A 26,336-nucleotide genomic window follows, 5' to 3' on the forward strand; every position below is an offset into this window, starting at 1 on the left:
AGACCCAGACCGCGGCCGCTCCCGCCTCCACGCACGCCACCGCGTCGTCGGGGTGCAGCACGCCCTTGACCACCACCGGCAGCCCGGTCAGCTCACGTACGTGGGCGATGTCGTCGGTGCCGAGATTGCGGGCCTTGGCCGCGGCGGCCGCTTCATCCTGTCCGTCGGAGAAGTTCACCCGGAGCAGGGAGGGATCGAGCTCGTACCAGACCGTGGGTCCGTCGTCGTACTTCGTGCCGACCACCGGGGTGTCCAGGGTGAGCACGACCGCGGAGGCACCGGCGGAGACCGCGCGGGTCAGCAGCGGCTCCGCGAGCGCACGGTCCTCGGGCACGTACGCCTGCAGCCACCAACGCACCCCGGTCGCGCCGATGTCGTCGAACGGTGTACCGGCGTTGCTCGACACGACCATCAGGGAGCCGGCCTCGGCGGCGGCGCGTGCCATCGCCAGCTCACCGTCGGGATGCGCCGCGCGTTGCAGGGTTGTCGGTGCGACGGCGTACGGCACTGCGAGGTCAGCGCCGAGCACCGAGGTCGTCAGGTCGACCTCGCGGACGTCGCGCAGCACCCGTGGGACGAACCGGATCGACCGCCAGGCCTCCCGGGCCTCCGAGGCAGTCAGGCCCTCCCCCGCCCCTTGCTGGAAATAGCGGAAGACCGGAGCGGGCAGCGCCTGCCGTGCCGTCTCCTCGAGTCCGTCCAGCCAGCGCGCGTCCACTCCGGTCTCCATCAGCCGGGCCTCAGTCCCGCGCCTCGACGCCGACCATGGTCTTCTTGCCCCGTCGCAGGACCAGCCACGAGCCCCCGATGAAGTCGGACTCCACAGGGACGTAGTCGGGGTCCTCGATGCGCACGTTGTTGAGGTAGGCACCACCCTCGCCGATCGTGCGGCGCGCGTCCCCGTTGCTCTTGGCCAGCCCCGAGGTGACCATCAACGCCACGACGTCAGGGACACCGTCTGCCCTCGAGAAGGAACCGGCCCCTGCCTCGCGCAACGCCGCGCCCAGCGTGGAAGGGCTCAGTGTCGTCAGGTCGCCGCGCCCGAACAGCGCCTGGGCCGCCGCCTTGGCGTGCTCGGTCTCCTCCGCACCGTGCACCAGGGTGGTGACTGCGTCGGCGAGGGCCTTCTGACCGGCGCGCAGGAACGGCTTCTCGGCCGTCTGCGCCTCGAGGTCCTCGATCTCCTGGCGGCTGAGGAAGGTGAAGATGCGCAGCAGCTCGCCGACCTTCTCGTCCTCGACGTTGAGCCAGAACTGGTGGAAGGCGTAGGGCGACATCATCGCCGGGTCGAGCCATAGGGCCCCACCCTCGGTCTTGCCGTATTTCGTGCCGTCGGCCTTGGTGATCAACGGCGTCGCGAAGGCGTGGGCGGTGGCCCCGTCGGAGCGGCGGATCAGCTCGACGCCGCCGGTGAGGTTGCCCCACTGGTCGGACCCGCCGAACTGGAGGGTGACGCCGTGCTGGCGGTGAAGGGTCAGGAAGTCCATCGACTGCAACAGGATGTAGCTGAACTCGGTGTAGCTGATGCCCGACTCGAGGCGCCGCTTCACCGTCTCACGGGCCAGCATCCGGTTCACCGGGAAGTGCTTGCCGATGTCGCGCAGGAAGTCGATCACCGACATCGACTCGGTCCAGTCGTGGTTGTTCACCATCGTCGCTGCGTTCTCACCGTCGAAGGCGAGGAACGGCTCGATCTGGCGGCGTACCCGCTCGACCCACTCCTTGACGGTGTCGGCCGAGTTGAGTGTGCGCTCCCCCGAGTCGCGCGGGTCACCGATCATGCCGGTCGCGCCACCGACCAGGGCGTACGGCGTGTGGCCGGCGTCCTGGAGTCGCTTGGCAGTGATGATCTGCACCAGGTTGCCCATGTGGAGGCTCGGCGCGGTCGGGTCGAAGCCCACGTAGAACTTCACGCTCCCCGCGGAGAGCGCTTCACGCAGCGCGTCCGGGTCCGTCGAGTGGGCGATCAGTCCGCGCCACTCGAGGTCATCGAGGAGGTTCGGGTCGGTGGGCAACGTGGTTCCTTCCGCAGGAAGTCGAGGAGTGGTCCGGGGCCAAGCCTGCCCCATCACCGGTGTCGTGAGGTAGCCGGTTTCACTCGTCGGTCCCTGCTCACTCATCGGAGGTGGAGCCTGCGCGCAGGTGTGCCACGGCCGCACGGTCGCCGGGCCCGTCGCGCTGCGCCAGCGCGTCGGCGATGCCCTGTCGTTGGGCGGCCGGCTTGTTGCCGCCGTACTTCTGCTTGGCCCGGACGTGGTCGATCCGGATTCGGAGCCCGCGGATTCCGGGCAGCTGCCGGCGGTCGGACTCGATCGTCGGGCTGGGCGTGACCCGCGTCGAGCCCGGCGGCTCGAAGTGCGCCAGCTGTCGGGCGAGGATGTCGGCCTTCGCCTCGGGGTCGTCGATCACCGTCGCGTGCCCGTGCAGCTGGAGAGCCGAGTAGTAGGACGTCGGTACGCCGAGCGCGGGATCGTCGCCCGGGTCGGAGTTCATCGCGGCGTCGACGTAGGTCCAGTCGCCGATCAACGAGAGGACCACACGGTCGTCGGACTCCAACGCCCGCCAGACCGGGTTCGGCCGGGCGAGGTGGAGCAGGACCTCGTCGCCCTCGACGATGAAGTGGGTCGGCACGATGACGGGCCAACCGTCGACATGGCCGGCGGTGACGAGCTGGCCGAAGTCGTTGCCGGGCACGAGTCGGTGCCAGTCGTCGACGGAGTCCCAAGGATGGATCAGCATGGCTCGATCATGCCTTTCGTGCGCGGGGCTTGGCGGGGCGGTAGGCAGAGACGGTCGGATCGTCGGTCAACCAGAAGCGCCAGGGCCAGTCGGGGGCGAGCCGCAGTCCCACCCGAGGACCGGTGCTGATCGCCGAGGTCGGCGCCGCTGCTGACAGGGCCAGCGTGATCGGGCCGGTGGCCAGGTCGTTGCCGTCGTCGTCGAGGCCGATGCCGAGCGCCGTGCACAGGCGGGCCGGTCCCCGGGCCAGGTCGCGGTCGCTGCTCCTCGGACGACGCGACCTCGCCACCTCGACACCACTGACCACCTCGCCGGCCCGCAACAGCACGGCACCGGCGGTGCCCTCCTCACGACACACGACGTTGGCGCACACGTGCATGCCGTAGGTGAAGTAGCAGTAGAGGTGACCGGGTGGGCCGAACATCACCCCGTTGCGACGCGTCGGGCCGCGGTGAGCGTGGGAGCCCGGGTCGTTCGCGCCGTCGTACGCCTCGACCTCGGTGAGCCGCACCGCGACGTCGCCGTGCGAGACCACGGCGCCGAGCAGCAACGGGGCCACCTCGAGCGGTGCCCCCGCGAGTACGTCGAGACCGGTCGGTCGGGACACGTTCCCGCGCTGCCCCTCAGGACTCGCCGAGCCGGCCGCGGTGCGCCGCCGCGGCCGCACCGAGCTCGGTCAGCTGCTCGCGCACCCGGTCGGGTGCGGTGCCGCCGCGGCCGTTGCGCGAGGCCACGGATCCCCCGGCGGTCAGCACGTCGCGGACCGCGGGAGTGAGGTTCGGGTGGATCTCGGCGAACTGCTCGTCGCTGAGCTCGTGCAGCTCGATGCCGAGCTCCTCGCAGCGGCGCACGCAGGCCCCTGCGACCTCGTGGGCGATGCGGAACGCAACGCCCTCCCGCACCAGCCACTCGGCGATGTCGGTGGCCAGCGAGAAGCCCTGCGGGGCCAGCTCGGCCATCCGCTCGGTGTTGAAGGTGAGCGTGGCGACCATGCCGGTGAAGGCCGGCAGCAGCACCTCGAGGGTGTCGACGGAGTCGAAGACAGGCTCCTTGTCCTCCTGCAGGTCGCGGTTGTAGGCCAGGGGCAGCGCCTTCAGCGTGGCCAGGAGCCCGCCCACGTTGCCGATCAGGCGACCGGCCTTGCCGCGCGCCAGCTCGGCGATGTCGGGGTTCTTCTTCTGCGGCATGATGCTCGACCCGGTCGACCACGAGTCGTGGAGCTTGACGAACTCGAACTCGCGCGTCGACCAGAGGATGACCTCCTCGGCCAGGCGGCTGACGTCGACCCCGATCATCGCGGTGACGAAGGCGAACTCGGCCACGAAGTCGCGGGCCGCCGTGCCGTCGATCGAGTTGGCGGTGGAACCGCTGAAGCCCAGCTCCGCGGCCACGCGTTCGGGGTCGAGGCCCAGGCTCTGGCCGGCCAGTGCCCCCGAGCCGTACGGCGAGTCGGCGGCGACCCGGGCGTCCCAGTCGCGGATCCGCTCGACGTCGCGCAGCAGCGGCCAGGCGTGGGCCAGCAGGTGGTGGCTGAGCAGCACCGGCTGGGCGTGCTGGAGGTGCGTGCGGCCGGGCATGATCGCGCCCAGGTGGGCGTCGGCCTGGGCCTGCAGCGCGTCGACCAGGTCGAGCACCTGACCAGCGATCACCTTCGCGTGGTCGCGGAGGAACACCTTGAACAGGGTGGCGATCTGGTCGTTGCGGGAGCGTCCGGCGCGCAGTCGTCCGCCGACGTCCGGCCCGACCTCTTCGAGCAGGAGCCGCTCGAGGGCGCCGTGCACGTCCTCGTCGCCGGGGTCGGGGGCGAGGTCGCCGACGGCGTACTTCTCCCCCAGGGTGTCGAGTCCGCGCAGGAGCTCGGCGTGGTCGGCGTCGGTGAGGAACCCGGCGGCGTGCAGCACGTTGGCGTGGGCGCGCGACCCGGCCAGGTCATAGGGCGTCAGGCGCCAGTCGAAGTGGGTGGAGCGGGACAGGGCGTCGAGCTCGGGGCTCGGACCGCTCCCGAAGCGTCCGCCCCAGAGCTTGCCGGTGTTGGTGGTGCTGTCCTGGGTCACGGGAGTCCTCGGTGTCGGTCGGGGTGGGCGGCGGATGTGCACGCAGTGTCTGTCGGGGTGGGCGGCGGATGTGCACGCAGTGTCTGTGGAGGTGGGCGGCGGTCACGCCGTACGGCTGTTGGCGAAGCCCAGGAAGCGTTGCGCCAGCGCATCGCCCCCCGTGGGGGTGCGGCCGATGACCAGCACGGTGTCGTCGCCGGCGATGGTGCCGAGCACGTCGCCGATCTCGGCCTTGTCGAACGCGGAGGCGAGGAACTGCGCGGCCCCCGGTGGGGTGCGGAGGACGACCAGGTTGGCGCTCGCCTCGGCACTGACCAGGAGCTCGGCGCACAGGCGGGCCAGTCGGGCGTTGGCCGCCGAGCTGTCGCGCGGGCTGGTCGGAGTGCGGTCGCCACCCTCGGCGGGCACGGCATAGACCAGGCCACCGTCGCGAGCGCGGACCTTGACCGCGTCGAGCTCGACGAGGTCGCGCGACAGCGTCGCCTGGGTCGCGTTGACGCCGCGGGCCGCGAGGAACTCGGCCAGCTCGACCTGGGACTTGACCTCCTGGTGCGCGAGCAGCTCGATGATCAGCTGCTGGCGCGCGTTCTTGGTCAACGGAGTGAGCGCCTGCTCGTTCATCGTCGGGCCTCCAACCACATCATCACGGCCTTCTGGGCGTGTCGACGGTTCTCCGCCTCCTGCCACACGACGCTGTCGGGGCCGTCGATCAGCTCGGCCTCGATCTCCTTGCCGCGGTACGCCGGCAGGCAGTGCATGGCGATCGCGTCGGACTTGGCGTGGGCCAGGAGCGCACTGGTCAGGGAGTACGGCGCGAGCGCGGCCAGGCGGTCGGCCGACTCGGCCTCCTTGCCCATCGAGACCCACGTGTCGGTGATGACGATGTCGGCTCCGGCGACCGCGGCGACCGGGTCGCGCTCGAGGCCGACCGATCCCCCGGTCTCGGCGGCGATCTTGGCCGCGTGGCCGACGATCGACTCGCTGGGCTCGTAGCCCTCCGGCGAGCTGACCACCACGTGCATGCCCGCCGTGGCGCCGGCGATCAACCACGAGTTGCCCATGTTGCAGGCCCCGTCGCCGACGAACGTCGCACGCAGCCCGGCCAGCGGCCCCTTGCGCTCGATCACGGTGAGCAGGTCGGCCAGCAGCTGGCAGGGGTGGAAGTCGTCGCTGAGCGCGTTGATCACCGGGATGCCGGCCCACGCGGCCATCGTCTCGAGCCGTGCGTGGTCGTTGGTGCGCCACACGACCTGCGCGACCTGCCCGGCCAGCACGCGGGCGACGTCCTCGACCGACTCGCGGACCCCGATCTGGGCGAGGTCTCCGTTGATCACCATCGCGTTGCCGCCGAGCTCGGCGATGCCGGCGGAGAACGACGTCTGGGTGCGCAGGGTCGGCTTGTCGAAGATCATCGCGACCGTGCGCGGACCGGCCAGCGGCTTGTGGTCGTAGGGCGCCGCCTTGAGCTCGACCGCGAGGGCCAGCACCTCGGCCTGCTCGGCCGGCGTCAGGTCGTCGTCGCGCAGCAGGTGGCGGGTCATGGCACGACTCCGACTCCGGCCGCGTCGAGAATCCCGGGCCAGGCTGCGAGGAACGAGTCGACGTCCGCATCTGTGAGCACCAGCGGAGGGGCGAGGCGGATCCGGTCAGGCGTCGGGTTGTTGATGATGAACCCCTGCTCGAGTGCCTTGGCGGTCACCTCGGCGGAGGACTCCGTGGTCAGCGTGAGGCCGATCAGCAGGCCCGCGCCACGCACCTCCGTCACGCGCGGGTCGGCGGCCAGGCCCTCGGACAGTCGCTTGCCCAGGTCGGTGACCCGGGCGAGGAGGTCCTCGGCCTCGATGGTGTGGAGCACGGCCAGTGCGGCCGCGGTCGCGACCGGGTTGCCGCCGAACGTGGTGCCGTGGTTGCCCGGCTCGAGCAGCGACGCGGCCTTGCCGAGTCCGAGGGTGGCGCCGATCGGGATGCCGCCACCCAGTCCCTTGGCCAGCGTGATGATGTCGGGCGTGACACCGGAGTCGGCGTACGCGAACCAGGCGCCGGTGCGGGCGATGCCGGTCTGGATCTCGTCGAACCAGAGCAGGGCGCCGTGCTCGCTGGTGATGCGGCGGGCGTCGGCGAGGTAGCCCTCGGGGGCCACGTTGACGCCGGCCTCCCCCTGCATGGGCTCCAGGATCACCGCGGCGGTCCGGTCGGTGACCGCGGCGGCCAGCGCATCGGAGTCGCCGTAGGGAACGAACGTGACGTCGCCCGGGAGCGGCTCGAAGGGCTCGCGGTACGCAGCCTTCGCAGTCAGCGCGAGCGCACCCATGGTGCGGCCGTGGAAGGCGTTCTCGGCGGCCACGACGTGGGTGCGGCCGGTGCGGCGGGTCAGCTTGAACGCCGCCTCGTTGGCCTCGGTGCCCGAGTTGGAGAAGAACACCCGGCCGGGCTCGCCGACGAGCTCGAGCAGCTTCTCGGCAAGCTCGATCTGGGGGCCACTGGCGAAGAAGTTGGAGATGTGGCCGAGCGTCTGCAGCTGGTTGGTGACCGCCTCGACGAGGGCCGGGTGGCCGTGGCCGAGCGCGTTCACCGCGATGCCGCCGAGCAGGTCGACGTACTCCTTGCCGTCGGCGTCCCACACGTGGGCGCCCTGCCCGCGGGTGAGCACCAGCTTCGGCGGGCCGAAAGTGTTCATCACCGAGTCGGCGTACCGCTCGGTCCAGGTCGCGGTCATCAGGACTCCTTCACGACGGGAGGGTTCTTCGCCTGCCGGATCACGGTGTCGACGCCGGGCAGCACCTGGGTGCCGATGCCCTCGTCGGTGAAGAGCTCGAGGAGTACGGCGTGCGGCTCGCGGCCGTCGACGACCGTCGCCCGCTTCACGCCGTCACGCACGGCCTGGAGGCAGGCCTGCATCTTCGGCACCATGCCGCTGGCCAGCGAGGGCATCAGGGTCTCGAGGCCCTCGGGACTGATCTGGCCGATCACGTCGGAGCTGTTCGGCCAGTCGCGGTAGAGGCCCTCGACGTCGGTGAGCACGAGCAGCTTCTCGGCACCCAGGGCCGCGGCGAGCGCCGCGGCGGCGGTGTCCGCGTTGACGTTGTGCACCAGTCCGGCCTCGTCGGGTGCCACGCTGGAGATCACCGGCACCCGGCCGGCCTCGACCAGGTCGAGCACGGACTCGGGGCGCACCCTCGCCACCTCACCGACCAGGCCGAGATCGACCTCTTCGCCGTCGACGATGGTGTTGGTGGGCTCGGCGGTGAACAGGCCGGCGTCCTCACCGGAGAGGCCGACCGCGATCGGACCGTGCTGGTTGACCAGCCCGACCAGCTCGCGCTGGACCTGCCCGACGAGCACCATGCGTACGACGTCCATGGCCTCGGGCGTGGTGACCCGCAGGCCACCGCGGAACTCGGACTCGATGCCGAGGCGGTCGAGCATCTTGGAGATCTGGGGGCCGCCGCCGTGCACCACGACCGGCTTGAAGCCGGCGAACCGGAGGAACGCGATGTCTTCTGCGAACGCCTTCTTCAAGGTGTCGTCGGTCATCGCGTTGCCGCCGTACTTGATGACGACGATCTTGCCGTTGTAGGCCTTCAGCCAGGGCAGGGCCCCGGCCAGCGTTGCGGCCTTGGCGGTCTCGGGACTCTGTTCGGTGTCTGTCATGAGGAGTACGCGCTGTTCTCGTGGACGTAGGCGTGGGTCAGGTCGTTGGTCCAGACCGTGGCCCGCTCGTTGCCTGACTTGAGGTCGATGGTGACGGTGACGTCGCGACCGGTGAGGTCGACGCCGGCGGGGTCCTCGGCAGGGGTGCTCTTGCGGCAGACCCACACGCCGTTCATCGCGACGTCGAGGTCGGCCGGGTCGAAGGCGGCCTGCGTGGTGCCGAGGCTGGCCAGCACGCGTCCCCAGTTGGGGTCGTTGCCGAAGACCGCGGCCTTGAACAGGTTGCTGCGCGCCACCGAGCGGCCCGCCTCGACGGCGTCGTCCTCGGAAGCCGCGTTGAGCACGGTGATCGCGATCTCGTGGTCGGCGCCCTCGGCGTCCTTGAGCAGTTGCATGGCGAGGTCGGTGCAGGCCTGGGTGAGCGCGTCGGTGAAGTCAGCGAGGGTCGGCGTGATGCCGGAGGCTCCGCTGGCCATCACCGTGACGGTGTCGTTGGTGCTCATGCAGCCGTCGGAGTCGAGCCGGTCGAAGCTGACCCGGGTCGCGGCGCGCAGTGCCTGGTCGAGGTCCGCGGCGGGGACGACGGCGTCGGTGGTGAGCACCACGAGCATGGTGGCCAGCTGCGGTGCCAGCATGCCCGCGCCCTTGGCCATGCCGCCGATCTTCCAACCGGCGCCCTCGATGACGACCTTCTTGCTCACGCTGTCGGTGGTCATGATCGCCTCGGCCGCGTCGACGCCCCCGTCGACGGAGAGTGCGGCATGGGCCGCGTCGACACCGTCGAGGAGGTTCTGGCGCGGGTTGGCGAGACCGATCAGGCCGGTCGAGCAGACCACGACGTCGATCGCGCCGATGCCCAGCTTGCCGGCCACTTGCTCGGCGACCGCGTGGGTGGTCTGGAAGCCTTCGGTGCCGGTGTAGCAGTTGGCGCCGCCCGAGTTCAGCACGACGGCGCGCACGACGCCGTCCTTGACGACCTCCTGGCTCCACAGGATCGGGTTGGCCTTGCAGCGGTTGGCGGTGAAGACGGAGGCGGAGTCGTAGGTGGGGCCCTGGTTGACGACGAGGGCGAGGTCCTTGGCGCCGGTGGACTTGAGCCCGGCGGCGACGCCTGCGGCAATGAATCCCTGGGGTGCGGTGACGGTCATTTCTTCTTGCTCTTTCGCGGAGGGGTGACGGGGACGGCGGCGGCAACGGTGTGCCCTCGTCGTCGCCATGCCTCGGTCGCGTCGTCGACCAAGCTCTGCGGCACCAGGATCCAGTCGGTGTCGAACGTGGAGATCGTGAAGACGCTGATCTCGGCCTCGGCCAACGGCTGCAGCAGCTCGACCAGGACGCCGTACAGCTCGAAGTCGAGCGGGCCCTGGACGGCGAACGCGGTGAACGGCTTCTGGCTCTGCACCTTGGTCGGGACACTGCGCGTGGCGCAGACCAACGAGGTCTCGGTGGCCGTCGCGGTGATCGAGAGCAACGAGGAGGCCTCGGCCCAGTCTGGGATCTCGGCGCCCGGTGCCAGCCGGACTACGGCCAGCTTCTCGGGGAACTGCTGGAGGTTGAAGGTCCGTGCGTCGGTCATGGGGCGAGTCCGATCGTGGGGAGTCCGGTGGTTTCCTCGAGTCCGAGCGCGAGGTTCATGCACTGTACGGCGGCGCCGGCCGTGCCCTTGGCGAGGTTGTCGACCGCACCGACGGCGATGAGCCGGCCGGCCGCCTCGTCGACGGTCACCTGCACGTGCACCATGTTGGAGCCGATCACCGACTTGGTCTGGGGCCACATGCCCTCGGGCAGCACGTGCACGAACGGCTCGTCGGCGTACGCCTCGGTGTAGAGGGCGTAGGCCTGCTCCGCGGTGAGGTCACCGGAGAGGGGCGCCGAGACGGTGGCCAGGATGCCGCGCGGCATCGGCACCAGCATCGGGGTGAAGCTGACCTTCACCTCGGACTCGGTGAGCAGGTTGAGGTTCTGGATGATCTCGGGCGTGTGGCGGTGGACCCCGCCGACGCCGTACGCACTGGCGTTGCCCATCACCTCGCTGCCGAGCAGGTGCGTCTTGGCGGCCTTGCCGGCGCCGGTGGTGCCGCTGGCGGCGACCACGACGATGTCGTTCTGGATCACGCCGGCGCTGACCGCGGGGGCAATGGTCAGCGTCGAGACCGTCGGGTAGCAGCCGGGCACCGCGATGCGGCGGGCTCCGCGCAGCTCCTCGCGCTGCTGGGCGAGCTCGGGGATGCCGTAGGGCCAGGCCCCGGCGTGCGTGCCGCCGTAGAACTTCTCCCACACGCTTGCGTCGGTCAGCCGGAAGTCGGCCCCGCAGTCGATGACGACGACGTCGTCACCCAACGCGTTGGCCACCTCGGCGGAGGCGCCGTGCGGCAGGCCGAGGAAGACCACGTCGTGGCCGGCCAGCACCTCGGGGGTGGTGGGCTCGAGGGTGCGCCCGGCGAGCGGCACGAGGTGCGGCTGGAGACGGCCGAAGGACTCCCCCGCGTTGGAGCCGCCGGTGAGCGCCCCGATCTCGACGTTGGGATGGGCCAGCAGCAGGCGGAGGACTTCGCCGCCCGCATACCCGCTGGCCCCGGCTACTGCGACGGAGATCTTGTCGGACATGTGCATGACTATACACATGTATGCATGACATCGCATATTGGGTTTCGGGTCTGGCCGCGGACCCCTAGCGTGTGCGCCATGACGCGACTTTCGTACGACGCCTACCTCGACCACCTTCGCACGGATTCGGCGCGCTTCGCAGCGGTGCTCGCCGACGCCGACCCCACCGCACGTGTTCCTGCGTGCCCCGACTGGGACGCCGCCGACCTGCTCTGGCACCTCACCGGTGTCCAGGACTTCTGGGCGTGGATCATCGAGAACCGACCGGCCTCCCCCGACGACTACACCGAGCCCGAGCGGCCCGCGTCGTACGACGACCTGCTCGCGCTCTTCGACAAGCGGTCGGCCGCGCTGGTCACCGCCCTCGAGGCGGCCGACCCGGCGCACCCCGCCTGGACCTGGTCGACCGAGCAGACTGTCGCGTTCACGTTCCGCCGCCAGGCACACGAGGCGCTGATCCACCGGGTTGACGCCGAGCAGGCGGCCGGGCTGCCGAGCGACCTCGACGCGCGGCTGGCCGCCGACGGCGTGCAGGAGGTCCTCGACGTCATGTTCGGCGGCACTCCCCCGTGGGGCACGTTCACCGGGGGCGATCACCACGTGCGGGTCGACTCGATCGACACCGACCACCACGTGTGGGTGCAGCTGGGCCGGTTCACCGGCACCGACCCGGAGGGCACCAGCCACGACGAGGACGACATCAACGTGGTCGCCGATCCCGGGGTCGAGCCCGACGTCGTGGTGGCAGGGAAGGCGGCCGACCTCGATGCCTGGTTGTGGAGGCGCGCCGACGACTCGGCCATCACGGTGGCCGGCGAGCGGTCGACGTACGACCTTTTCCGCAGCTGCGTCAACCACCCGATCAACTGATGCTCGAGATGGTGACGGTTGGTCCCGAGCGGGCCATGTTGGTCAACATGCTCGAGATCAACCGGCAGTCGCTGATCGAGTGCGTGGAGGGGCTGTCCGAGGATGATGCGCGACGCCGGCTGGTCCCATCACTGACCACACCCCTGGCGTTGTTGAAGCACGTTGCCTGCGCCGAGCGCAGCTGGTTCCAGCGTCGGGTCGCGGCGCTGCCGGAGTCGGAGTGGGACGGCTACGGGTACGGCGACGACGCCAGCTTCGCGGTCACCGCCGACGACACGGTGGAGTCGGCGGTCGCCGAGCTGCGCGCGGCGGCCCGGCGGGGTCGCGAGATCGCCGATCCGCTGGACCTCGACTTCACGATCGAGCACGACCACTTCGGGGCGGTGAGCCTGCGCTGGATCTACCTGCACATGATCCGGGAGGTGGCCCGGCACGCAGGTCATGCCGACATCCTGCGCGAGCAGATCGAGGCCGCACCAGCCGGCAGTTCTTGATGCTCGAACCTGCAGTCCTTGCGTCGAGGCATGCAGGTTCGAGGCGCAACAACTGCAGGCTCGTGGGTCAGGCCCCGGAGATGCCGGTGCGGTGCCGTTGGGCCAGCTCGGCGTAGTACGGCGGGTTCGCCTCGACCCAGAACTCCGCCGAGGTGCCGGCGATCGGCTTCTTGACCTGTGCCGGTGATCCCGCCGCCAGTACGCCCTCGGGGATCGCGGTGCCCGGCGTCAGCAACGACCCCGCGGCCACCAGGGATCCGGCGCCGAGTGAGGTGCCGTCGAGCATCGTCGAGCCGTTGCCCAGCAACGCCTTCTCGCCGAGGGTGGCGCTGTGCACGATGCAGCTGTGCGCCACGGTCGCGCCCGCACCGATCTCGACGACCGAGTCGGGAGTGCCGTGCACGACCGAGTTGTCCTGGATGTTGGCACCCTCGCGCACGATGATGCGGCAGTCGTCGGCGCGCAGCACCGCGCCGTACCAGACGCTGGCGCCCTTCTCGATGACCACGTCACCGATCAAGGTGGCGGTCGGCGCGACGAACGCCTCGGGATGGACCTCCGGGCGCTTGCCCTCGAACTCGAACAATGGCATGCGCCGACCCTAAGGCTGGCCGCGTCGCGCGGCACGGTCAGGGCCGGGGCACACGTCAAGAATCCACGGTTCGGCCATCAAGAATCCACGGTTCGCGCATCAAGAGCACGCGGTTCGTGACGTCAGCGCTGGACGGCTCCGAGGCGTTCGGCGGCCAGGGCCACGGCGGCGTCGCGGGCGGCACCGGACTCACCCTCCTTGAGGGTGCGGTCGGGCGCCCGGAAACGCAACGCAAAGGCCAGCGACTTCTTGCCCTCGCCGACCTGCTCGCCGGTGAACACGTCGAAGAGGCGCACCGACTCCAGGAGCTCGCCGGCACCCTCACGCAGCACCGCCTCGACGTCGGCGGACGGCACGGACGCGTCGACCACGAGGGCGACGTCCTCCTTGGCGACCGGGTACGACGCGAAGTGCGGGCTGGGCGTGACGACCTGGGCCAGGCGCAGCAGCGCGTCGAGGTCGATCTCGGCCGCAGCGGACCGCGCCGGGACGCCGTACGCCTTGCAGACCTTGGGGTGCAGCTCGCCGGCGTGGCCGAGCACGGTCTCGCCGACGCGGATCTCGGCACAGCGGCCGGGGTGCCACGGAGCGAGCGCCGCGGCGGTCACCTCGACCTCGACACCCAGCGCACCCGCGGCGTCGCGGACGGCGCCGATCGCGTCGGACCACGAGCCCTGACGCCCCTCGCCCCACCAGCCGGAGCGCTCGCGCTGTCCGGTCAGTGCGAGCGCGAGGTGCTGGGGCTGGTGCGGGACGGCCTTCTCGATCGCGGCCCACTCCTCGTCGGTCGGGCGGCGGTCGACACCGAGGATCGGCGCGGCCTCCTCCCCCGTGGGCAGGAACACGAGTCCGGTCTCGAACAGGGAGGTGTCGGCGTTGCCGCGGGCCACGTTGAGGCCGAGCGACCGGAGCACGCCCGGCAGCAGCGTCGTCGCGAGCTGGGGCTCCTCGGCGTTGAGCGGGTTGGCCATGCGGATCGTGCGGCGCCGCTCGTCGTCGTCGGGCAGGCCCAGGTTGGCCCAGTCGGAGTCGCCGACGAACGGGTAGCTGATCGACTCGGTCCAGCCGGCGCCGGCGAGCACGAGGCCCACGCGTCGGCGCAGCTTCTGGGCGACGGGGAGCCCGCGGCCCGAGGGTGCCGGGGGCAGCACCGAGGGCACCTTGTCGTAGCCGACGATGCGGGCGACCTCCTCGACCAGGTCGAACGGGTCGCTCATGTCGGGGCGCCACGGCGGCACCGTCGCGGTGAGCGTGTCGCCGTCGCCGACGACCTGGCACCCCACCTTCTCGAGGTTGGCCACGGCGGTCTCCGCGCTGATCTCCATGCCGGTGACCCGCGCGGAGAGGTCGGTGGCGGCCGTGACGGTACGACGAGCAGGTGCCTCGCCCACGACCGTCACACCGGGGTCGGCGGTGGCGCCGCCGAGCTCGACCATCAGCTCCACCACACGGTCGGCGGCTGCGGCCGGCAGCTCGGGGTCGACCCCACGCTCGAAGCGCTTGGAGGCCTCGGAGGGCAGCTTGTGCCGACGCTCGGTGCGGAAGATGGACACCGCGTCGAAGTGGGCGGCCTCGATCACCACGTCGGTGGTGCTCCCGGACAGTTCGGTGGTCTCGCCGCCCATGGTGCCTGCGATGCCGATCGGCCCGGAGTCGTCGGTGATCAGCAGGTCTTCGGCGCTGAGCTTGCGCTTCTGGCCGTCGAGCGTGGTGAGCTTCTCGCCCTCGGTGGCACGGCGCACCCGGATCGCGCCGGACAGCTTCGACCGGTCGTAGCCGTGGATCGGCTGGCCGAGCTCGAGCATCACGTAGTTGGTGATGTCGACGCCCAGGGAGATCGGGCGCATGCCGGCCGCAGTGAGTCGCGTGACCATCCAGTCGGGGGTCGGCGCGGCCGGGTCGAAGCCGGTGACGCTGCGGGCCACGAAGACCGGGCAGCCGGCGACGTCGTCGACGACGACCGGGTACCCGTCGCCGTTGGCTGCGGGGACGTCCCGGTCGGCCGGGTCGCGGAACGGGACGTCGAACCCGATGCCGGTCTCACGCGCGATGCCGCGCAGCGACAGGGCGTAGGCCCGGTCGGGGTTGATCTCGAACTCGATGATCGAGTCGTTCATCGCGAGGACCTCGAACGCGTCGTCGCCGGGCCTGCCTGCCTCGGCGGGCAGCACGATGATGCCGTCGTGGTCTTCTCCGAGGCCTAGCTCGCGGGAGGAGCAGATCATGCCCGCGGAGATGTGGCCGTAGGTCTTGCGCGCGGAGATCTCGAAGTTGCCGGGCAGCACGGCGCCGGGCAGGCAGACGACCACCAGGTCGCCCTCGACGAAGTTGTGGGCTCCGCAGATGATGCCCTGCGGCTCACCCGTGCCGTTGGCGTCGGCCACGTCGACGGTGCACCAGTTGATCACCTTGCCGTTCTTCTGCGGCTCCTTCTCGATGGTCAGCACCCGGCCGACCACGAGGGGTCCGGTGATGGCGTCGGCAGGCGTCACCAGTGCTTCGAGCTTGAGGCCGAGCATGGTCAGCGTGGCGGCGAGCTCGCCGGACGTGACCGCGTCGGGCAGGTCGACGTACTCGCGGATCCAGGAAACAGGGGCCTTCATGGGTTCAGATCTCGATTCCGAAGGGCTGGGCGAAGCGGATGTCGCCCTCGAACACGTCGCGGAGGTCCTCGACGCCGTGACGGAACATCAGGGTGCGGTCGATGCCCATGCCGAAGGCGAAGCCGGTGTACTTCTCCGGATCGACGCCACAGGCGATGAGCACGCGTGGGTTCACGACACCGCAGCCGCCCCACTCGATCCAGCCTTCACCGCGACACGTGCGGCACTCGTCGGAGTTCACGCCACGGCAGACGAAGCAGACCAGGTCGACCTCGGCCGACGGCTCGGTGAACGGGAAGTACGACGGCCGGAACCGGGTCGTGATGCCCTCGCCGAACATGGCGGTGGCGAAGTGGTCGAGCGAGCCCTTGAGGTGGGCCATGGTGATGCCCTCGTCGATGACCAGGCCCTCGACCTGGTGGAAGACCGGCGAGTGCGTCGCGTCGATCTCGTCGGTGCGGTAGACCCGGCCGGGGCACACCACGTAGATCGGGGGCTCGCGGGTCAGCATGGTGCGGGCCTGCACCGGCGACGTGTGCGTGCGGAGCACCAGTGCGGCCTCGGCGGGCTCGAGCCAGAAGGTGTCCTGCATGGTGCGGGCCGGGTGGTCGGCGCCCATGTTGAGCGCGTCGAAGTTGAGCCACTCTGCCTCGACCTGCGGACCCTCGGCGACCTCCCAGCCCATCGCGACGAACACGTCGGCGATGCGCTCGGACATCATCGTGATCGGGTGCCGGGCGCCGGTCAGGGCGCGGTCGGTCGGCAGGGTGACGTCGACGGTCTCCTCGACGAGCATGCGCTCCTCGTGCTCGGCCTCGAGCACGGCGAGGCGCTGGCCGAGGGCCTTGTTGACCTCGCCGCGGGCCTTGCCGACGCGGGCGCCGGCCTCCTTGCGAGCCTGGGGCGGCAGGGCGCCGATCTCTCGGTTGGCCAGGGCCAGCGGGGACCGGTCACCGGCGTGCTCGAGGCGCACCTGCTTGAGTGCCTCGAGGTCCGCGGCCGCGGCGATCGCGGCGAGCGCGGCGTCGCGCTGGGCTTCGACCTCGTCGGCACGCAACGGCGTGACCTCGACGGGGTCGTAATCGGTGTTCGGTCCCGACATGACTGCCTTCCGGGAAGGGGGATGTGCCAGGGCCAGTCTAGGAAGTACGCCGCGGGCGCCGCGACCGGGTTTGGCCTGGTCTCACCCAGCGTCAGAGCTGGCGCCTGTCGTCCTCGGGCCACGCGGTCGCGATCCGGGCTCCCCCGGCGGGTGAATCCCCGATGGTGAGCACACCGCCGTGGGCCCGGACGAGCCCGTTCACGATGTACATGCCGAGCCCGGAGCCACCGCGCTCGCCGTGCTTCCAGAACTTGGTGAACACGCGGCGCCGCATCTCTTCGGGGATGCCGCTGCCCTCGTCGTCCACGGTCAGGAGTACGCCGTCGAAGTCGGCTTCCTCGGCGATCGCGGACAGGGTCACCGAGACCACGCCGTCGCCGTGCCGGATGCCGTTCTCGATCAGGTTGGTGATCACCTGGGTGAACTTGTCGGGGTCGACGTGGGCCTCGGGAAGGCCGGGCCCGACGGCGAGCTCGACCGGCCGGGAGGTGCCGGCGCGCACCGAGTCGACGACGCGTTGGACGAGCACCTCGAGGTCGGCGGGCCTCGGGAACAGGGAGAGCCGACCGGTGTCGATGCGGGCCACGTCGAGCAGCTCCGCGATCAGGCGGCTCAGCCGGTCGGAGTCGGCGTTGACCGTGGTGAGCATCAGCTTCTTCTGGTCGTCGTTGAGCTTGTCCCACCTGTTCAGGAGGGCCTGCACGAAGCCCTTCACCCCGGTGAGTGGAGAACGGATCTCGTGGGCCACGGTGGCGACCAGGTCGGAACGCTCCCGGTCGAGCCGGGCGCGTCCGCGTCCCGACCGCAGGCTCACCACGACCCGCTCGATCGGCTCGGTGAGGCTCGGGCGCAGGATGCGCGCGTTGACCAGCACCTCGGTGCCGTTGGGCAGCACCCACGGCTGCTCGGGCACGCCGGTGCGGGTGGCGAGACCGAGGTACGGCTGGTTGCGGTCGCACCAGGTCTCACCGGACTGGTCCTGGAGGACGAGGGCGTCCTTCAGCTTCTGACCGACCAGATCATCTGCTGACGTCGCACCGAGCATGCGGACCGCCTCGGCGTTGGCCAGCTCCACGACCTCGTCGTCCCCTGCGACGACCACGCCGTCGGGCAGCTGGTCGAGGGTCTCGCGGGCGGTCTGGTCCACAGGGCGAGGTTAGCGCCCGGGACGCGGTCGCGTGCGACGTTGCGTGGTGGGTGGTGCGGGCTCAGCGTTGCGCGCGGGCGGACGCGTAGAGGCAGACCGCGGCGGCGGTGGAGAGGTTGAGGCTCTCGGCCCGGCCCGTGATCGGGATGCGCACTCGGTGGTCGGCGAGCGCGGCCAGCTCTTCGGGAAGTCCCCAGGCCTCGTTTCCGAACAGCCACGCGGTGGGCCCGGCAAGGAGCTCGTCGGCCTCGAACAGGTCGATCTCTCCGGCGCCGTCGGCGGCCAGGACGACGAGTCCGGCGGCCTGTGCCCGGCGTACGGCCTCGGCGGGGTCGTCGACGACCGCGAGGGGGACGTGGAAGAGGCTGCCGACCGTGGCCCGCACCGTCTTCGGGTTGTGGGCGTCGACCGAGTTGCCGGCCAGGAGTACGGCGTCCGCGCCGGCGGCGTCACTCGTGCGGATCACCGTGCCGGCGTTGCCGGGATCGCGGACGTCGGCGCAGATCGTGACCAGGCGAGGTCCGCCGTCGAGCACGTGGTCGGCGGGTCGGTCGACGAAACGGCAGACCGCGATCACACCGGCCGGGTTGACCGCGTCGGAGAGCGAGGCGAGGGCCCGCTCGTCGACGGGCGTCCAGTCGACTTCTGCGGAGCTCGCGGCGACCCGCAGGTCGGCGTACTTCTCGGTGGCCTCGGGAGTGGCGAACACCTCGACCGCGCAGCCGCTCAGGGCCAGCGCTCCCTCGACGGCCTTGGGGCCGTCGGCGAGGAAGAGCCGGTGCTCGGCCCGAAATGACCGACGGGCGAGCTTCCGCGCGTTCTTGACCCTCGCGTTCCCGCTGGTCAGCGGGGTGGGGTTGTCGCGGAAGCTCGCCACGTCAGATCGTCCTTGCTGTCTGTCGGTGTGGTTTCGAGACAGGCGCTGGCGCGCCTTCCTCAACCCAAGGGTTTCGAGACAGGCGCTGGCGCGCCTTCCTCAACCACCGGTGAGACAGATCAGGCAGTCGCGTCTTCGCGGGGCGCGTTGACGTCCTCGGGGAGGTTGGCCTTGGCCAGCTCGACCAGGACGGCGAACGCCGGGGCGTCGTTGACGGCCAGGTCGGCGAGGATCTTGCGGTCCACCTCGACCTCGGCGGCCTTCAGGCCCTGGATGAAGCGGTTGTAGGTGAGGCCGTTCACGCGGGCAGCGGCGTTGATGCGCTGGATCCACAGCTTGCGGAACTCGCCCTTCTTGGCCTTGCGGTCACGGTAGCTGTAGACCAGCGAGTGGGTGACCTGCTCCTTGGCCTTGCGGTACAGGCGCGAGCGCTGGCCCCGGTAACCGGATGCGCGCTCGAGAACTACCCGGCGCTTCTTGTGGGCGTTTACCGCCCGCTTGACGCGTGCCACTGTCTTACTCCTTGTTGCTCGAAAAGTTTGGGGGTGCGGTGTCCGCCGATCGGGGCGAGGTCACCAGCAGGAAGTTGGTCTCAGAGACCCAGCATCTTCTTGGCGGACTTGACGTCAGCCTTGGCCAGCTCGACGGTGCCGGTCATGCGGCGGGTCACCTTGGACGGCTTCTTCTCGAGGTTGTGGCGCTTGCCGGCCTTCTCGCGAAGGATCTTGCCGGTGCCGGTCACGCGGAAGCGCTTCTTGGCACCGGAGTGCGTCTTGTTCTTCGGCATCTCTCTGCTCTCTATCTCTGGATCTGGTGAACGTGGGGGGCCTGGACTCAGGCTTCGATCTCGGGATCGAGGTTCTCGGAGCGCTTGCGCTCCTTCTTCTGGGCCACGGGCTTGGTGCCGGCGGATGCCTTGCGGAACGAGGACTCCTCGGCCTCGCCCGCGGCGCGCTCGGCGGCCTTGGACTCCTTCTCCGCCTGCATCTCGACCTTGGCGTCGGCCTTCTTGCGGTGCGGCCCGAGCACCATGATCATGTTGCGGCCGTCCTGCTTGGGCGAGCTCTCGACGAAGCCCAGCTCCTCGACGTCCTCGGCCAGGCGCTGGAGCAGCCGGAAGCCGAGCTCGGGGCGGTGCTGCTCACGACCGCGGAACATGATCGTGATCTTGACCTTGTCACCGGCCTTGAGGAAGCGGACGACGTGACCCTTCTTGGTCTCGTAGTCGTGCGCGTCGATCTTGGGACGAAGCTTCATCTCCTTGATGATCACGTTCGTCTGGTTGCGTCGGGCTTCACGGGCCTTCTGGGCGTTCTCGTACTTGAACTTCCCGTAGTCCATGAGCTTGCAGACGGGCGGCTTGCCCTGCGGCGCGATCTCGACGAGGTCGAGGTCAGCCTCCTGGGCAAGGCGCAGCGCGTCAGCCGTCGGCACGATGCCGACGGTCTCGCCGTTGGGTCCAACGAGCCGGACCTCGGAAACCCGGATCCGGTCGTTGATGCGCAGCTCTGTGCTGATGGGTCCTCCTGGGGACGATGGTGCAAATCTGTGGATGGAACGAATTCGCCCTTGTGGAACGAAAATGGGCTTCCGCTCATTCCAAGCGGAAGCCCAGTCTCCAGATGCACAGGTGCACCACGCGTCTCCATGCCTGCACCACGGCGTACGCCGCGCAGACCTGGTTCTGCGGACCGGACCCGACGACCTCGCGGTCGATGCGGGTGGGAAGTCGAAACCTCCGCTTGTCTGATCCACTCCGCCATGGGGTCATGGCAATGCAGATCGGTCGAGGGACAGACTACGCGCCCTCCGCCCACTCCCCCAAATCGACTCAGTCGGCCTCGGGCTGCAGCCAGGCCGAGCGGCCGTCGACCTCGACCAGCTGCCACCCCGCCGCGAGTCCTCGCAGGTCGTCGCCCTCGACCACGAACGTCACCGGCCCGGCGACGTCGATGACCAGCGCCTCGGCCTCGTCCTGGAGCGCAGACTGGGCAGCGGCGATCGTGGGTACGGCGACCGGACGGGCCTCGGCGTTCCAGGCGGTGAGCTGCTCCGTGCCGGTGAAGGCCAGCAGGGCCATCCGGCCGTCGCCGCCCCGCATCAGCACCGCCGCCATGTCACTGGACTTGTCGTGGGCCAGGCCCTCGTCGTCGTACTCCACCTCGCCGAGCAGCGCGACCACGGGCACCAGCAGGCGCGAGGACTGCACGGCGGCCAACGCCTCGGCGTACCTGCTCCGATCCGCGGCGTACGCCGACAGGGCCTCGGCCACCTCGGGGAACTGCCCGCCGTCGTCGTCGGGAAAGGACGACTCGAGGATGCGGGCGCCCTCGAAGCGATCGGGATTGGGGTTCGTCATGGTGGCGTCAGGATAGGCGGGATCGTGATCGGTGACCCAACCGAGCCGCGTGGTCGACCGGCCGGGTGGGCCCACCGCGTGGGGAGTCCCTCTCGTCGCGCAGGGCCTGCCGGCCCGGCCACATGCCCAGGCCCAGTCCCACGAGGAGCATGACGAACACCGCACCGATGGAGGGGGCGCCCCACACCCCGGCGGCGCCGAGGAGGAGCGGAGAGGCGAGGCCGCTGAGCCGCGCCGACATGCCCATCGCCCCGAAGCACGCCCACGGCCGCGTGGAGTGACGCGCTGCCGCGTGCACGTTCAAGGCGGACACGATGATCGCCGAGGAGACCACCGGGCCGGTCAGGGCCACACCGGCGACGACCTGCCAGGGCGAGGTCGCGGTCAACGCGAGCAGTGCGCCGCCCGCGCACAGAACCACCGCGACCATGAACTCCACGTTGGCGCGGAGCCGTCCACGTCGCGCCAGCAGGGCAGCGCAGACGAGCGCGACGAGCTCCCGGGCGATCAGGCCGAGGCCGGCGGCCGCCGCGTCCGTGCCGTCCAGCGCCGGGAGCACCGACCCGGTGAGCACGAAGACCAGCGGCATCGCCATGGCGGGGAGCAACCCCCAGAGCATCGTCCGGGAGCCGGCGGTCTCGCGCCACGCAGCGTGGGCGGCCGCGAGCAGGCGGACTCGGGGCTCGGCCTCACGCACGACGCCGGCGGGCAGCCGGGTGGCACCGAGTGCGAGTAGGGCGCCGCAGCCTCCGACCGCCCACCACAGCGCCGACGGCACCCCGCGGGCGAGTGAGAGGCCGACCACGACGGACGCCGCCAGTGCGCCCAGTCGCTGGACCAGCACGGACAGCCGTTGACCCCTCGCCTGTCGAGCGCCCAACAGGTGGGAGTAGTGGGCGAGGCCGGGGATGTAGATCAGGCTCGAGCACGCCGCCAGCACCAGTGCCACCGGCACGAGGGCCCAGCCGATGTCGCCCAGGGTCAGCATCGCGGCGGCGATCACCACCATGAGCGCGGCCGAGACGGCCACCACCGAGCGCAGGCCGCGATGCGTGGCGACGGACGCGGCGGCTGCGTCGAAGAACAGCCCGGCTCCCATGTAGACGGTGACCGCCACGGAGGCGATGCCGGCGTCGTCCGCCGTCAGCGGCAGGGCGGTGATGACCAGGGTGTGGAAGGCGAAGTAGAACGAGATGGTGCTGACGACCGGCGCAAAGGTCGCCAGGGCTCCCCCCATGCTCGCGTGCCTACTGCTCATGGGTCACGCGGCCGGCAACGTGCAGCGTCTCGGACATGTCCGGCGGAGCCTTTCGGAACAACAGGATCGAACGTGGTGGCCCGGGTCCGCAGGGGCCTGAAGGGCATGACTGGCCCTACACTCGGGCAATATCTGGACTAGGACAAGATCCAGTTTCAGCAATCCGACCAGTCCAGATGGGAGATCGGCATGCCGGCCTCGACGATTCTCGTGAGCGAGGTGTTCGACGGAGTCCCGTCGGTCTTCCCGCTGCACGTGCGGGTCCGCACGATGGTCGAGCAGCTGATCTTCACCGGGTCGTGGCGGGCCGGAGAGCGGATTCCCTCGAGCCGCATGCTGGCCGAGCAGCTCGGCGTCTCCCGCATGACCGTGCAGACCGCGATCGACGAGCTGATCGCCGGGGGCTACCTGCGCAGCGCACCGCGCAGCGGCGTCTTCGTGAACACCCACGCGACGGTCGCCGACGCACCCACCGAGTCGGGCGGCGACGTCGACTGGGCCCGCTGGATCCGGCAACCGGTCACCCCGGGAATCCCCCACCTGCAACGGGTTCCCGAGTGGTGGACCTACCCGTACCCCCTCATCACCGGGCAGCACGACGCCCGCTTCTTCCCCGATCGCCAGTGGCTCTCTGCCGTGCGCAAGTCGTTGGGCGACGACCACCGCCACGCCTCGCTCGACGACAACCTCATCGACGACATGCTCCTGATCGACGAGCTGCGCCGGTCGTTGCTGCCGAGCCGCGGCATCTTCGTCGAACGCGAGAACGTGCTGATCACCCTCGGCGCCCAGGAGGCCCTGGCCCTGCTGGCCGACACCCTGGTCCGGCGCGGCGACCACGTCGTGGTCGAGGATCCCGGCTACGTCGACGCCCGCCACGTGTTCGCGGCCCGCGGGGCCGAGCTGGTGCCGGTGCCCGTCGACGACCAGGGCCTGCGGGTCGACGACCTCACCCGCGAGACGTCCCTCTGCTACACGACGCCGTCACACCAGCACCCCAGCAACGTCACGCTGTCCCCCGACCGCCGACTCGACCTGATCCGGCGGGCCCGCGACGACGACTTCCTGGTCATCGAGGACGACTACGACAGCGAGCTCTGCTACCGCGGACGACCGACGCCCGCGATCGCGTCCCACGACCCGCACCGGGTGATCTACCTCGGCTCGATGTCGAAGCTCCTCGCCCCGGGCATCAGGGTCGGCTTCGTGGTCGCGGACCCGTCGCTGATCAGGGCCCTGGCCTGGCGGCGCCGCTACGTCCACCGCCAGGTCCCCGGTGTCACCCAACGCGCACTGGCCCTCTTCATGCGGGACGGCTCGTTCACCAGGTCGCTGCACGCCTACCGGCGTGAGCTCGCCGTCCGTTGGGAGGTCGCGACCGGGACGCTGCACACCCGCTTCCCGGACCAGGTCTTCCCTCCCGGCGGTACGGCGCTGTGGCTGCGACTTCCCGACGGCGCGACGAGCGATCACGTCGTGACTGCCGCACGCGAGCGCGGCATCCTGATCGACCCCGGCGAGCTCTACTTCGCCGACGCCGCGACCGGCTCCGGGTTCGTGCGCGTGGGCTTCTCCTGCATCGACACCGAGCGTGTGCGGCCAGGCCTGCTGGCGTTGCTCGAGGTGATCGAGGAATGCCGCGGTTGAGGGCCGCCGACGCAGTCGACGACGCCCGCCCGGCACCGTACCCACGCCGGATCACCGGACATGTGAAATGCTGGAGGCATGTCCGAAGTGAGCTGGCAGGCCCTCGCCCTGGCCCTGACCGTGTGCGGCGGCCTGTGGACCTGGTACGCCGCACGCAATCGTGGCGCCGCCTCGGCCACCCGCGGCGCCGCGCTGACGCTGCTGCCGGCCGCGGCGTACTTCACCGGCACCCTCGAGATGTTCGGCGAGATCACCTCGTCGGTGGCCGACTGGGCGACCGGCTTCGTGTTCAGCCCCCTGGTGTGGCTGGGCATCCTGCTGGCCGGCACCTCGGTCGTGCTGTTCGGCGTCTCCGGCTGGCTGTCCGCTCGCGGTGAGTCGAGTCCGGGCGAGGAAACGCCGGAGGTCAAGCCGAAGCGCAAGGAGCGCAAGGCACTGCCGCCCTCGTCGCAGAAGGGCGCGCCTGCGATCGACGACGACCTGGCCGACATCGAGGCGATCCTGAAGAAGCGCGGCATCAACTGATGGACGACGGCATCGCCCGCCATCGTCTGCGGGCGCGACTCGACGCGGCCGTCGCCGACCTTCCCGGGCACCTGCGCACACCGGCCATGGTGGTCGACCTCGACGCCTTCGACGCCAACGCGGCCGACCTGGTCCGGCGGGCGTCCGGCACGCCGATCCGGGTGGCCTCCAAGTCCCTGCGGGTGCCCGCACTGCTGCAGCGGGCACTGGCTCGGCCGGGCTTCCACGGCGTGCTCGGCTACACCCTGCGCGAGGCCCTGTGGCTGCACGAGAACGGCATCGCCGACGACATCGTGATGGGCTACCCGACCGTCGACCGCGACGCCCTCGGGCGGCTGGTCAGCTCACCGTCCGCAGCCTCGGCGATCACGCTCATGGTCGACTCGGTCGACCACCTCGAGATCATCGACTCGGTGCGCTCGTCGAAGGCGGTGGCGATCCGGATCGCGATCGACGTCGACGCCGGACTGAGGATCAGCGGCCAGCACGTCGGCCCCAAGCGCTCGCCGCTCTACGACACGGCCGCCGTGACCGCGCTGGGCCGGGCGATCGCCGACCGACCCGGATTCACGCTCGTCGGCGTGATGACCTACGAGGGACAGGTCGCCGGTGTGCCCGACGACGTACCGTCGCAGCGCGCGAAGTCGATGATCGTGCGCCGGCTGAAGTCGGCCTCGGTCGAGCAGCTGAAGGTGCGTCGCCACGAGATCAACGCGGCGCTGCGCCAGATCGCGCCGCTGGAGTTCTGGAACGCCGGCGGCTCGGGATCGGTGGAGTCCTCCGCCTCCGACCCGGTCGTCACCGAGGTGGCCGCCGGGTCCGGTCTGCTCGTGCCCGGCCTCTTCGACCACTACCAGTCGTTCACGCCACGTCCGGCGTCGTTCTTCGCGGTTCCCGTCGTACGACGACCGTCCGCGAACGTCGTGACCGTGGCCGGCGGGGGCTTCATCGCCTCCGGACCCATCGGCGCCGACCGTGCACCGATCCCGTGGGCGCCGCCCGGGCTGCACCTGACCGGGCTCGAAGGCGCCGGCGAGGTGCAGACCCCCTTGACCGGGCACCCCGCCTCGCGCCTGAAGATCGGCGAGCTGGTCTGGTTCCGGCACGCCAAGTCGGGCGAGCCGTCCGAGCACACCGACACCGTGCACCTGCTCTCCGGGTCCGCGATCACCGACTCCGTGCCGACCTACCGGGGCACCGGCAACGCCTTCTGATGACCGATGTCGTCGCGGCCGTCCTCGAGCACGCGCGGGCGCGACCGGGTCGGCTCGCCGGCGGTCGCCTGGTCTGCGTCGACGGCCCGGCCGGCTCCGGCAAGACCACGTTGGCGACCGCCCTCGCGGAGGCGGTGCCCGGCGCCGTCGTGCTGCACATGGACGACATGTACGAGGGCTGGAGCGGCCTGAACGGCGACACCGGCGCGCGCCTGCACGACCAGGTCGTGGTGCCGCTGGCCGCCGGCGAGACGGGTCACTACCGGCGCTACGACTGGGTCCTGGGCGCCTTCGCGGAGCGACACGACGTGCCGCCGTCGCCGTTGTTGGTGCTGGAGGGTGTCGGCTCGGGCGACCGGGCGTTGGCGCCGTACCGCAGCACGCTGGTCTGGGTCTCCGCGCCCGACGACCTGCGGCTCGAGCGAGGCCTCGCCCGCGACCGTGCCCTGTATGCCCGGGAGGGCGAGCCGTGGGACGAGGCGGGGCACCGGGCGTTGTGGGCCGGCTTCATGGCCGACGAGGCGCGGTTCTTCGCCGCACACGGGCTGCCCGGCACTGCCGACCTGCGGTTCGACGGAACCAGAACCATAGGGTGAG

General features: G+C 70.6%; 28 protein-coding genes (1 of these 28 only partly in view). 6 read left to right on the plus strand and 22 right to left on the minus strand.

All coding sequences use genetic code 11. The annotated features are described in order from the left end of the window. The 12 genes from ASH02_RS23825 to argC form a co-directional block, all read right to left on the minus strand. Window positions 1–730, minus strand: the 5' portion of a protein-coding gene (locus ASH02_RS23825) for an alpha-hydroxy acid oxidase (RefSeq protein WP_056686828.1). 341 nt of this gene lie to the left of the window's left edge; 730 of the gene's 1,071 nt are visible here — the first part of the coding sequence; it begins with the start codon at window positions 728–730; the stop codon falls past the left edge of the window. A gap of 10 nt (window positions 731–740) precedes the next feature. Further along, a complete protein-coding gene (gene tyrS, locus ASH02_RS23830; RefSeq protein ID WP_056889684.1) occupies window positions 741–2,015 on the minus strand; it encodes a tyrosine--tRNA ligase in 1,275 nt (424 codons plus the stop codon). A gap of 97 nt (window positions 2,016–2,112) precedes the next feature. After that, window positions 2,113–2,739, minus strand: coding sequence for an FMN-binding negative transcriptional regulator (locus ASH02_RS23835; protein WP_057295583.1), 627 nt, complete (start codon window positions 2,737–2,739; stop codon window positions 2,113–2,115). Window positions 2,740–2,746: 7 nt separating this feature from the next. Then, complete coding sequence (locus tag ASH02_RS23840) at window positions 2,747–3,346, minus strand: DNA-3-methyladenine glycosylase (protein WP_057295735.1); 600 nt, start codon at window positions 3,344–3,346, stop codon at window positions 2,747–2,749. A 16-nt stretch (window positions 3,347–3,362) separates the two neighbouring features. Next, the gene (argH, locus tag ASH02_RS23845) at window positions 3,363–4,793 is read right to left on the minus strand and encodes an argininosuccinate lyase (protein ID WP_057295584.1); all 1,431 of its coding nucleotides are present in this window, start codon (window positions 4,791–4,793) and stop codon (window positions 3,363–3,365) included. 102 nt (window positions 4,794–4,895) lie between these two features. Further along, complete coding sequence (locus ASH02_RS23850; protein ID WP_056686840.1) at window positions 4,896–5,414, minus strand: arginine repressor; 519 nt, start codon at window positions 5,412–5,414, stop codon at window positions 4,896–4,898. Beyond that, window positions 5,411–6,334: an ornithine carbamoyltransferase gene (gene argF, locus ASH02_RS23855; protein ID WP_056686844.1), complete on the minus strand. Its 924-nt coding sequence runs from the start codon at window positions 6,332–6,334 to the stop codon at window positions 5,411–5,413. The genes ASH02_RS23850 and argF overlap by 4 nt, the downstream gene beginning before the upstream one ends. Beyond that, complete coding sequence (locus ASH02_RS23860) at window positions 6,331–7,509, minus strand: acetylornithine transaminase (RefSeq protein ID WP_056686847.1); 1,179 nt, start codon at window positions 7,507–7,509, stop codon at window positions 6,331–6,333. The genes argF and ASH02_RS23860 overlap by 4 nt, the downstream gene beginning before the upstream one ends. After that, entirely contained in the window at window positions 7,509–8,444 is a 936-nt protein-coding gene (gene argB / locus ASH02_RS23865; RefSeq protein ID WP_056686850.1) for an acetylglutamate kinase, read from the minus strand. Before argB ends, ASH02_RS23860 begins: the two co-directional genes overlap by 1 nt. Further along, window positions 8,441–9,592, minus strand: a complete 1,152-nt coding sequence (gene argJ, locus ASH02_RS23870) for a bifunctional glutamate N-acetyltransferase/amino-acid acetyltransferase ArgJ (protein ID WP_057295585.1) — start codon at window positions 9,590–9,592, stop codon at window positions 8,441–8,443. Before argJ ends, argB begins: the two co-directional genes overlap by 4 nt. Further along, window positions 9,589–10,020, minus strand: a complete 432-nt coding sequence (locus ASH02_RS23875) for an ACT domain-containing protein (protein ID WP_056686856.1) — start codon at window positions 10,018–10,020, stop codon at window positions 9,589–9,591. The genes argJ and ASH02_RS23875 overlap by 4 nt, the downstream gene beginning before the upstream one ends. Further along, the gene (gene argC, locus ASH02_RS23880) at window positions 10,017–11,057 is read right to left on the minus strand and encodes an N-acetyl-gamma-glutamyl-phosphate reductase (RefSeq protein ID WP_056686858.1); all 1,041 of its coding nucleotides are present in this window, start codon (window positions 11,055–11,057) and stop codon (window positions 10,017–10,019) included. Before argC ends, ASH02_RS23875 begins: the two co-directional genes overlap by 4 nt. Before the next feature lie 72 nt (window positions 11,058–11,129). Here argC and ASH02_RS23885 point away from each other — a divergent pair, with 72 nt between their 5' ends. Both ASH02_RS23885 and ASH02_RS23890 read left to right on the plus strand, forming a co-directional pair. Beyond that, on the plus strand, window positions 11,130–11,921 hold the full coding sequence (locus ASH02_RS23885) for a maleylpyruvate isomerase family mycothiol-dependent enzyme (protein ID WP_056686861.1): 792 nt from the start codon (window positions 11,130–11,132) through the stop codon (window positions 11,919–11,921). Further along, window positions 11,921–12,415, plus strand: coding sequence for a DinB family protein (locus ASH02_RS23890; protein WP_056686864.1), 495 nt, complete (start codon window positions 11,921–11,923; stop codon window positions 12,413–12,415). Before ASH02_RS23885 ends, ASH02_RS23890 begins: the two co-directional genes overlap by 1 nt. Before the next feature lie 67 nt (window positions 12,416–12,482). Here ASH02_RS23890 and ASH02_RS23895 read toward each other — a convergent pair whose 3' ends face one another. The 10 genes from ASH02_RS23895 to ASH02_RS23940 form a co-directional block, all read right to left on the minus strand. Further along, window positions 12,483–13,007 carry a gamma carbonic anhydrase family protein gene (locus ASH02_RS23895; protein WP_057295586.1) on the minus strand — a complete coding sequence of 175 codons (525 nt, stop codon included), beginning with the start codon at window positions 13,005–13,007 and terminating at the stop codon, window positions 12,483–12,485. 122 nt (window positions 13,008–13,129) lie between these two features. Beyond that, window positions 13,130–15,610, minus strand: coding sequence for a phenylalanine--tRNA ligase subunit beta (pheT, locus tag ASH02_RS23900; RefSeq protein WP_057295587.1), 2,481 nt, complete (start codon window positions 15,608–15,610; stop codon window positions 13,130–13,132). Between the two features lie 4 nt (window positions 15,611–15,614). Beyond that, window positions 15,615–16,712, minus strand: coding sequence for a phenylalanine--tRNA ligase subunit alpha (gene pheS, locus ASH02_RS23905; RefSeq protein ID WP_056686872.1), 1,098 nt, complete (start codon window positions 16,710–16,712; stop codon window positions 15,615–15,617). 91 nt (window positions 16,713–16,803) lie between these two features. After that, entirely contained in the window at window positions 16,804–17,859 is a 1,056-nt protein-coding gene (locus ASH02_RS23910; protein WP_056686875.1) for a sensor histidine kinase, read from the minus strand. Between the two features lie 61 nt (window positions 17,860–17,920). Continuing rightward, window positions 17,921–18,736 (minus strand): TrmH family RNA methyltransferase, encoded by an 816-nt coding sequence (locus ASH02_RS23915; RefSeq protein ID WP_057295588.1) that lies wholly within the window; start codon window positions 18,734–18,736, stop codon window positions 17,921–17,923. A gap of 119 nt (window positions 18,737–18,855) precedes the next feature. Next, window positions 18,856–19,248, minus strand: coding sequence for a 50S ribosomal protein L20 (rplT, locus tag ASH02_RS23920; RefSeq protein WP_057295589.1), 393 nt, complete (start codon window positions 19,246–19,248; stop codon window positions 18,856–18,858). An 80-nt stretch (window positions 19,249–19,328) separates the two neighbouring features. Continuing rightward, window positions 19,329–19,523, minus strand: a complete 195-nt coding sequence (rpmI, locus tag ASH02_RS23925; RefSeq protein WP_056686884.1) for a 50S ribosomal protein L35 — start codon at window positions 19,521–19,523, stop codon at window positions 19,329–19,331. A gap of 47 nt (window positions 19,524–19,570) precedes the next feature. After that, window positions 19,571–20,320 carry a translation initiation factor IF-3 gene (gene infC / locus ASH02_RS23930; RefSeq protein WP_321163498.1) on the minus strand — a complete coding sequence of 250 codons (750 nt, stop codon included), beginning with the start codon at window positions 20,318–20,320 and terminating at the stop codon, window positions 19,571–19,573. A 247-nt stretch (window positions 20,321–20,567) separates the two neighbouring features. Beyond that, window positions 20,568–21,095 carry an SseB family protein gene (locus tag ASH02_RS23935; protein WP_056889691.1) on the minus strand — a complete coding sequence of 176 codons (528 nt, stop codon included), beginning with the start codon at window positions 21,093–21,095 and terminating at the stop codon, window positions 20,568–20,570. 7 nt (window positions 21,096–21,102) lie between these two features. Next, window positions 21,103–22,332, minus strand: coding sequence for a hypothetical protein (locus tag ASH02_RS23940; RefSeq protein WP_057295590.1), 1,230 nt, complete (start codon window positions 22,330–22,332; stop codon window positions 21,103–21,105). 231 nt (window positions 22,333–22,563) lie between these two features. Here ASH02_RS23940 and pdxR point away from each other — a divergent pair, with 231 nt between their 5' ends. The 4 genes from pdxR (at window position 22,564) to ASH02_RS23960 (ending at window position 26,335) form a co-directional block, all read left to right on the plus strand. Further along, window positions 22,564–24,000, plus strand: coding sequence for a MocR-like pyridoxine biosynthesis transcription factor PdxR (pdxR, locus tag ASH02_RS23945; protein ID WP_162262621.1), 1,437 nt, complete (start codon window positions 22,564–22,566; stop codon window positions 23,998–24,000). Window positions 24,001–24,078: 78 nt separating this feature from the next. Next, entirely contained in the window at window positions 24,079–24,525 is a 447-nt protein-coding gene (locus tag ASH02_RS23950; RefSeq protein WP_056686901.1) for a hypothetical protein, read from the plus strand. Further along, complete coding sequence (locus ASH02_RS23955; RefSeq protein WP_082621003.1) at window positions 24,525–25,739, plus strand: amino acid deaminase/aldolase; 1,215 nt, start codon at window positions 24,525–24,527, stop codon at window positions 25,737–25,739. Before ASH02_RS23950 ends, ASH02_RS23955 begins: the two co-directional genes overlap by 1 nt. Continuing rightward, entirely contained in the window at window positions 25,739–26,335 is a 597-nt protein-coding gene (locus ASH02_RS23960; protein ID WP_057295592.1) for a uridine kinase family protein, read from the plus strand. The genes ASH02_RS23955 and ASH02_RS23960 overlap by 1 nt, the downstream gene beginning before the upstream one ends. Window position 26,336: the final 1 nt, after the last annotated feature.

This window comes from Nocardioides sp. Soil796, from assembly GCF_001429525.1.
GTDB lineage: Bacteria > Actinomycetota > Actinomycetes > Propionibacteriales > Nocardioidaceae > Nocardioides.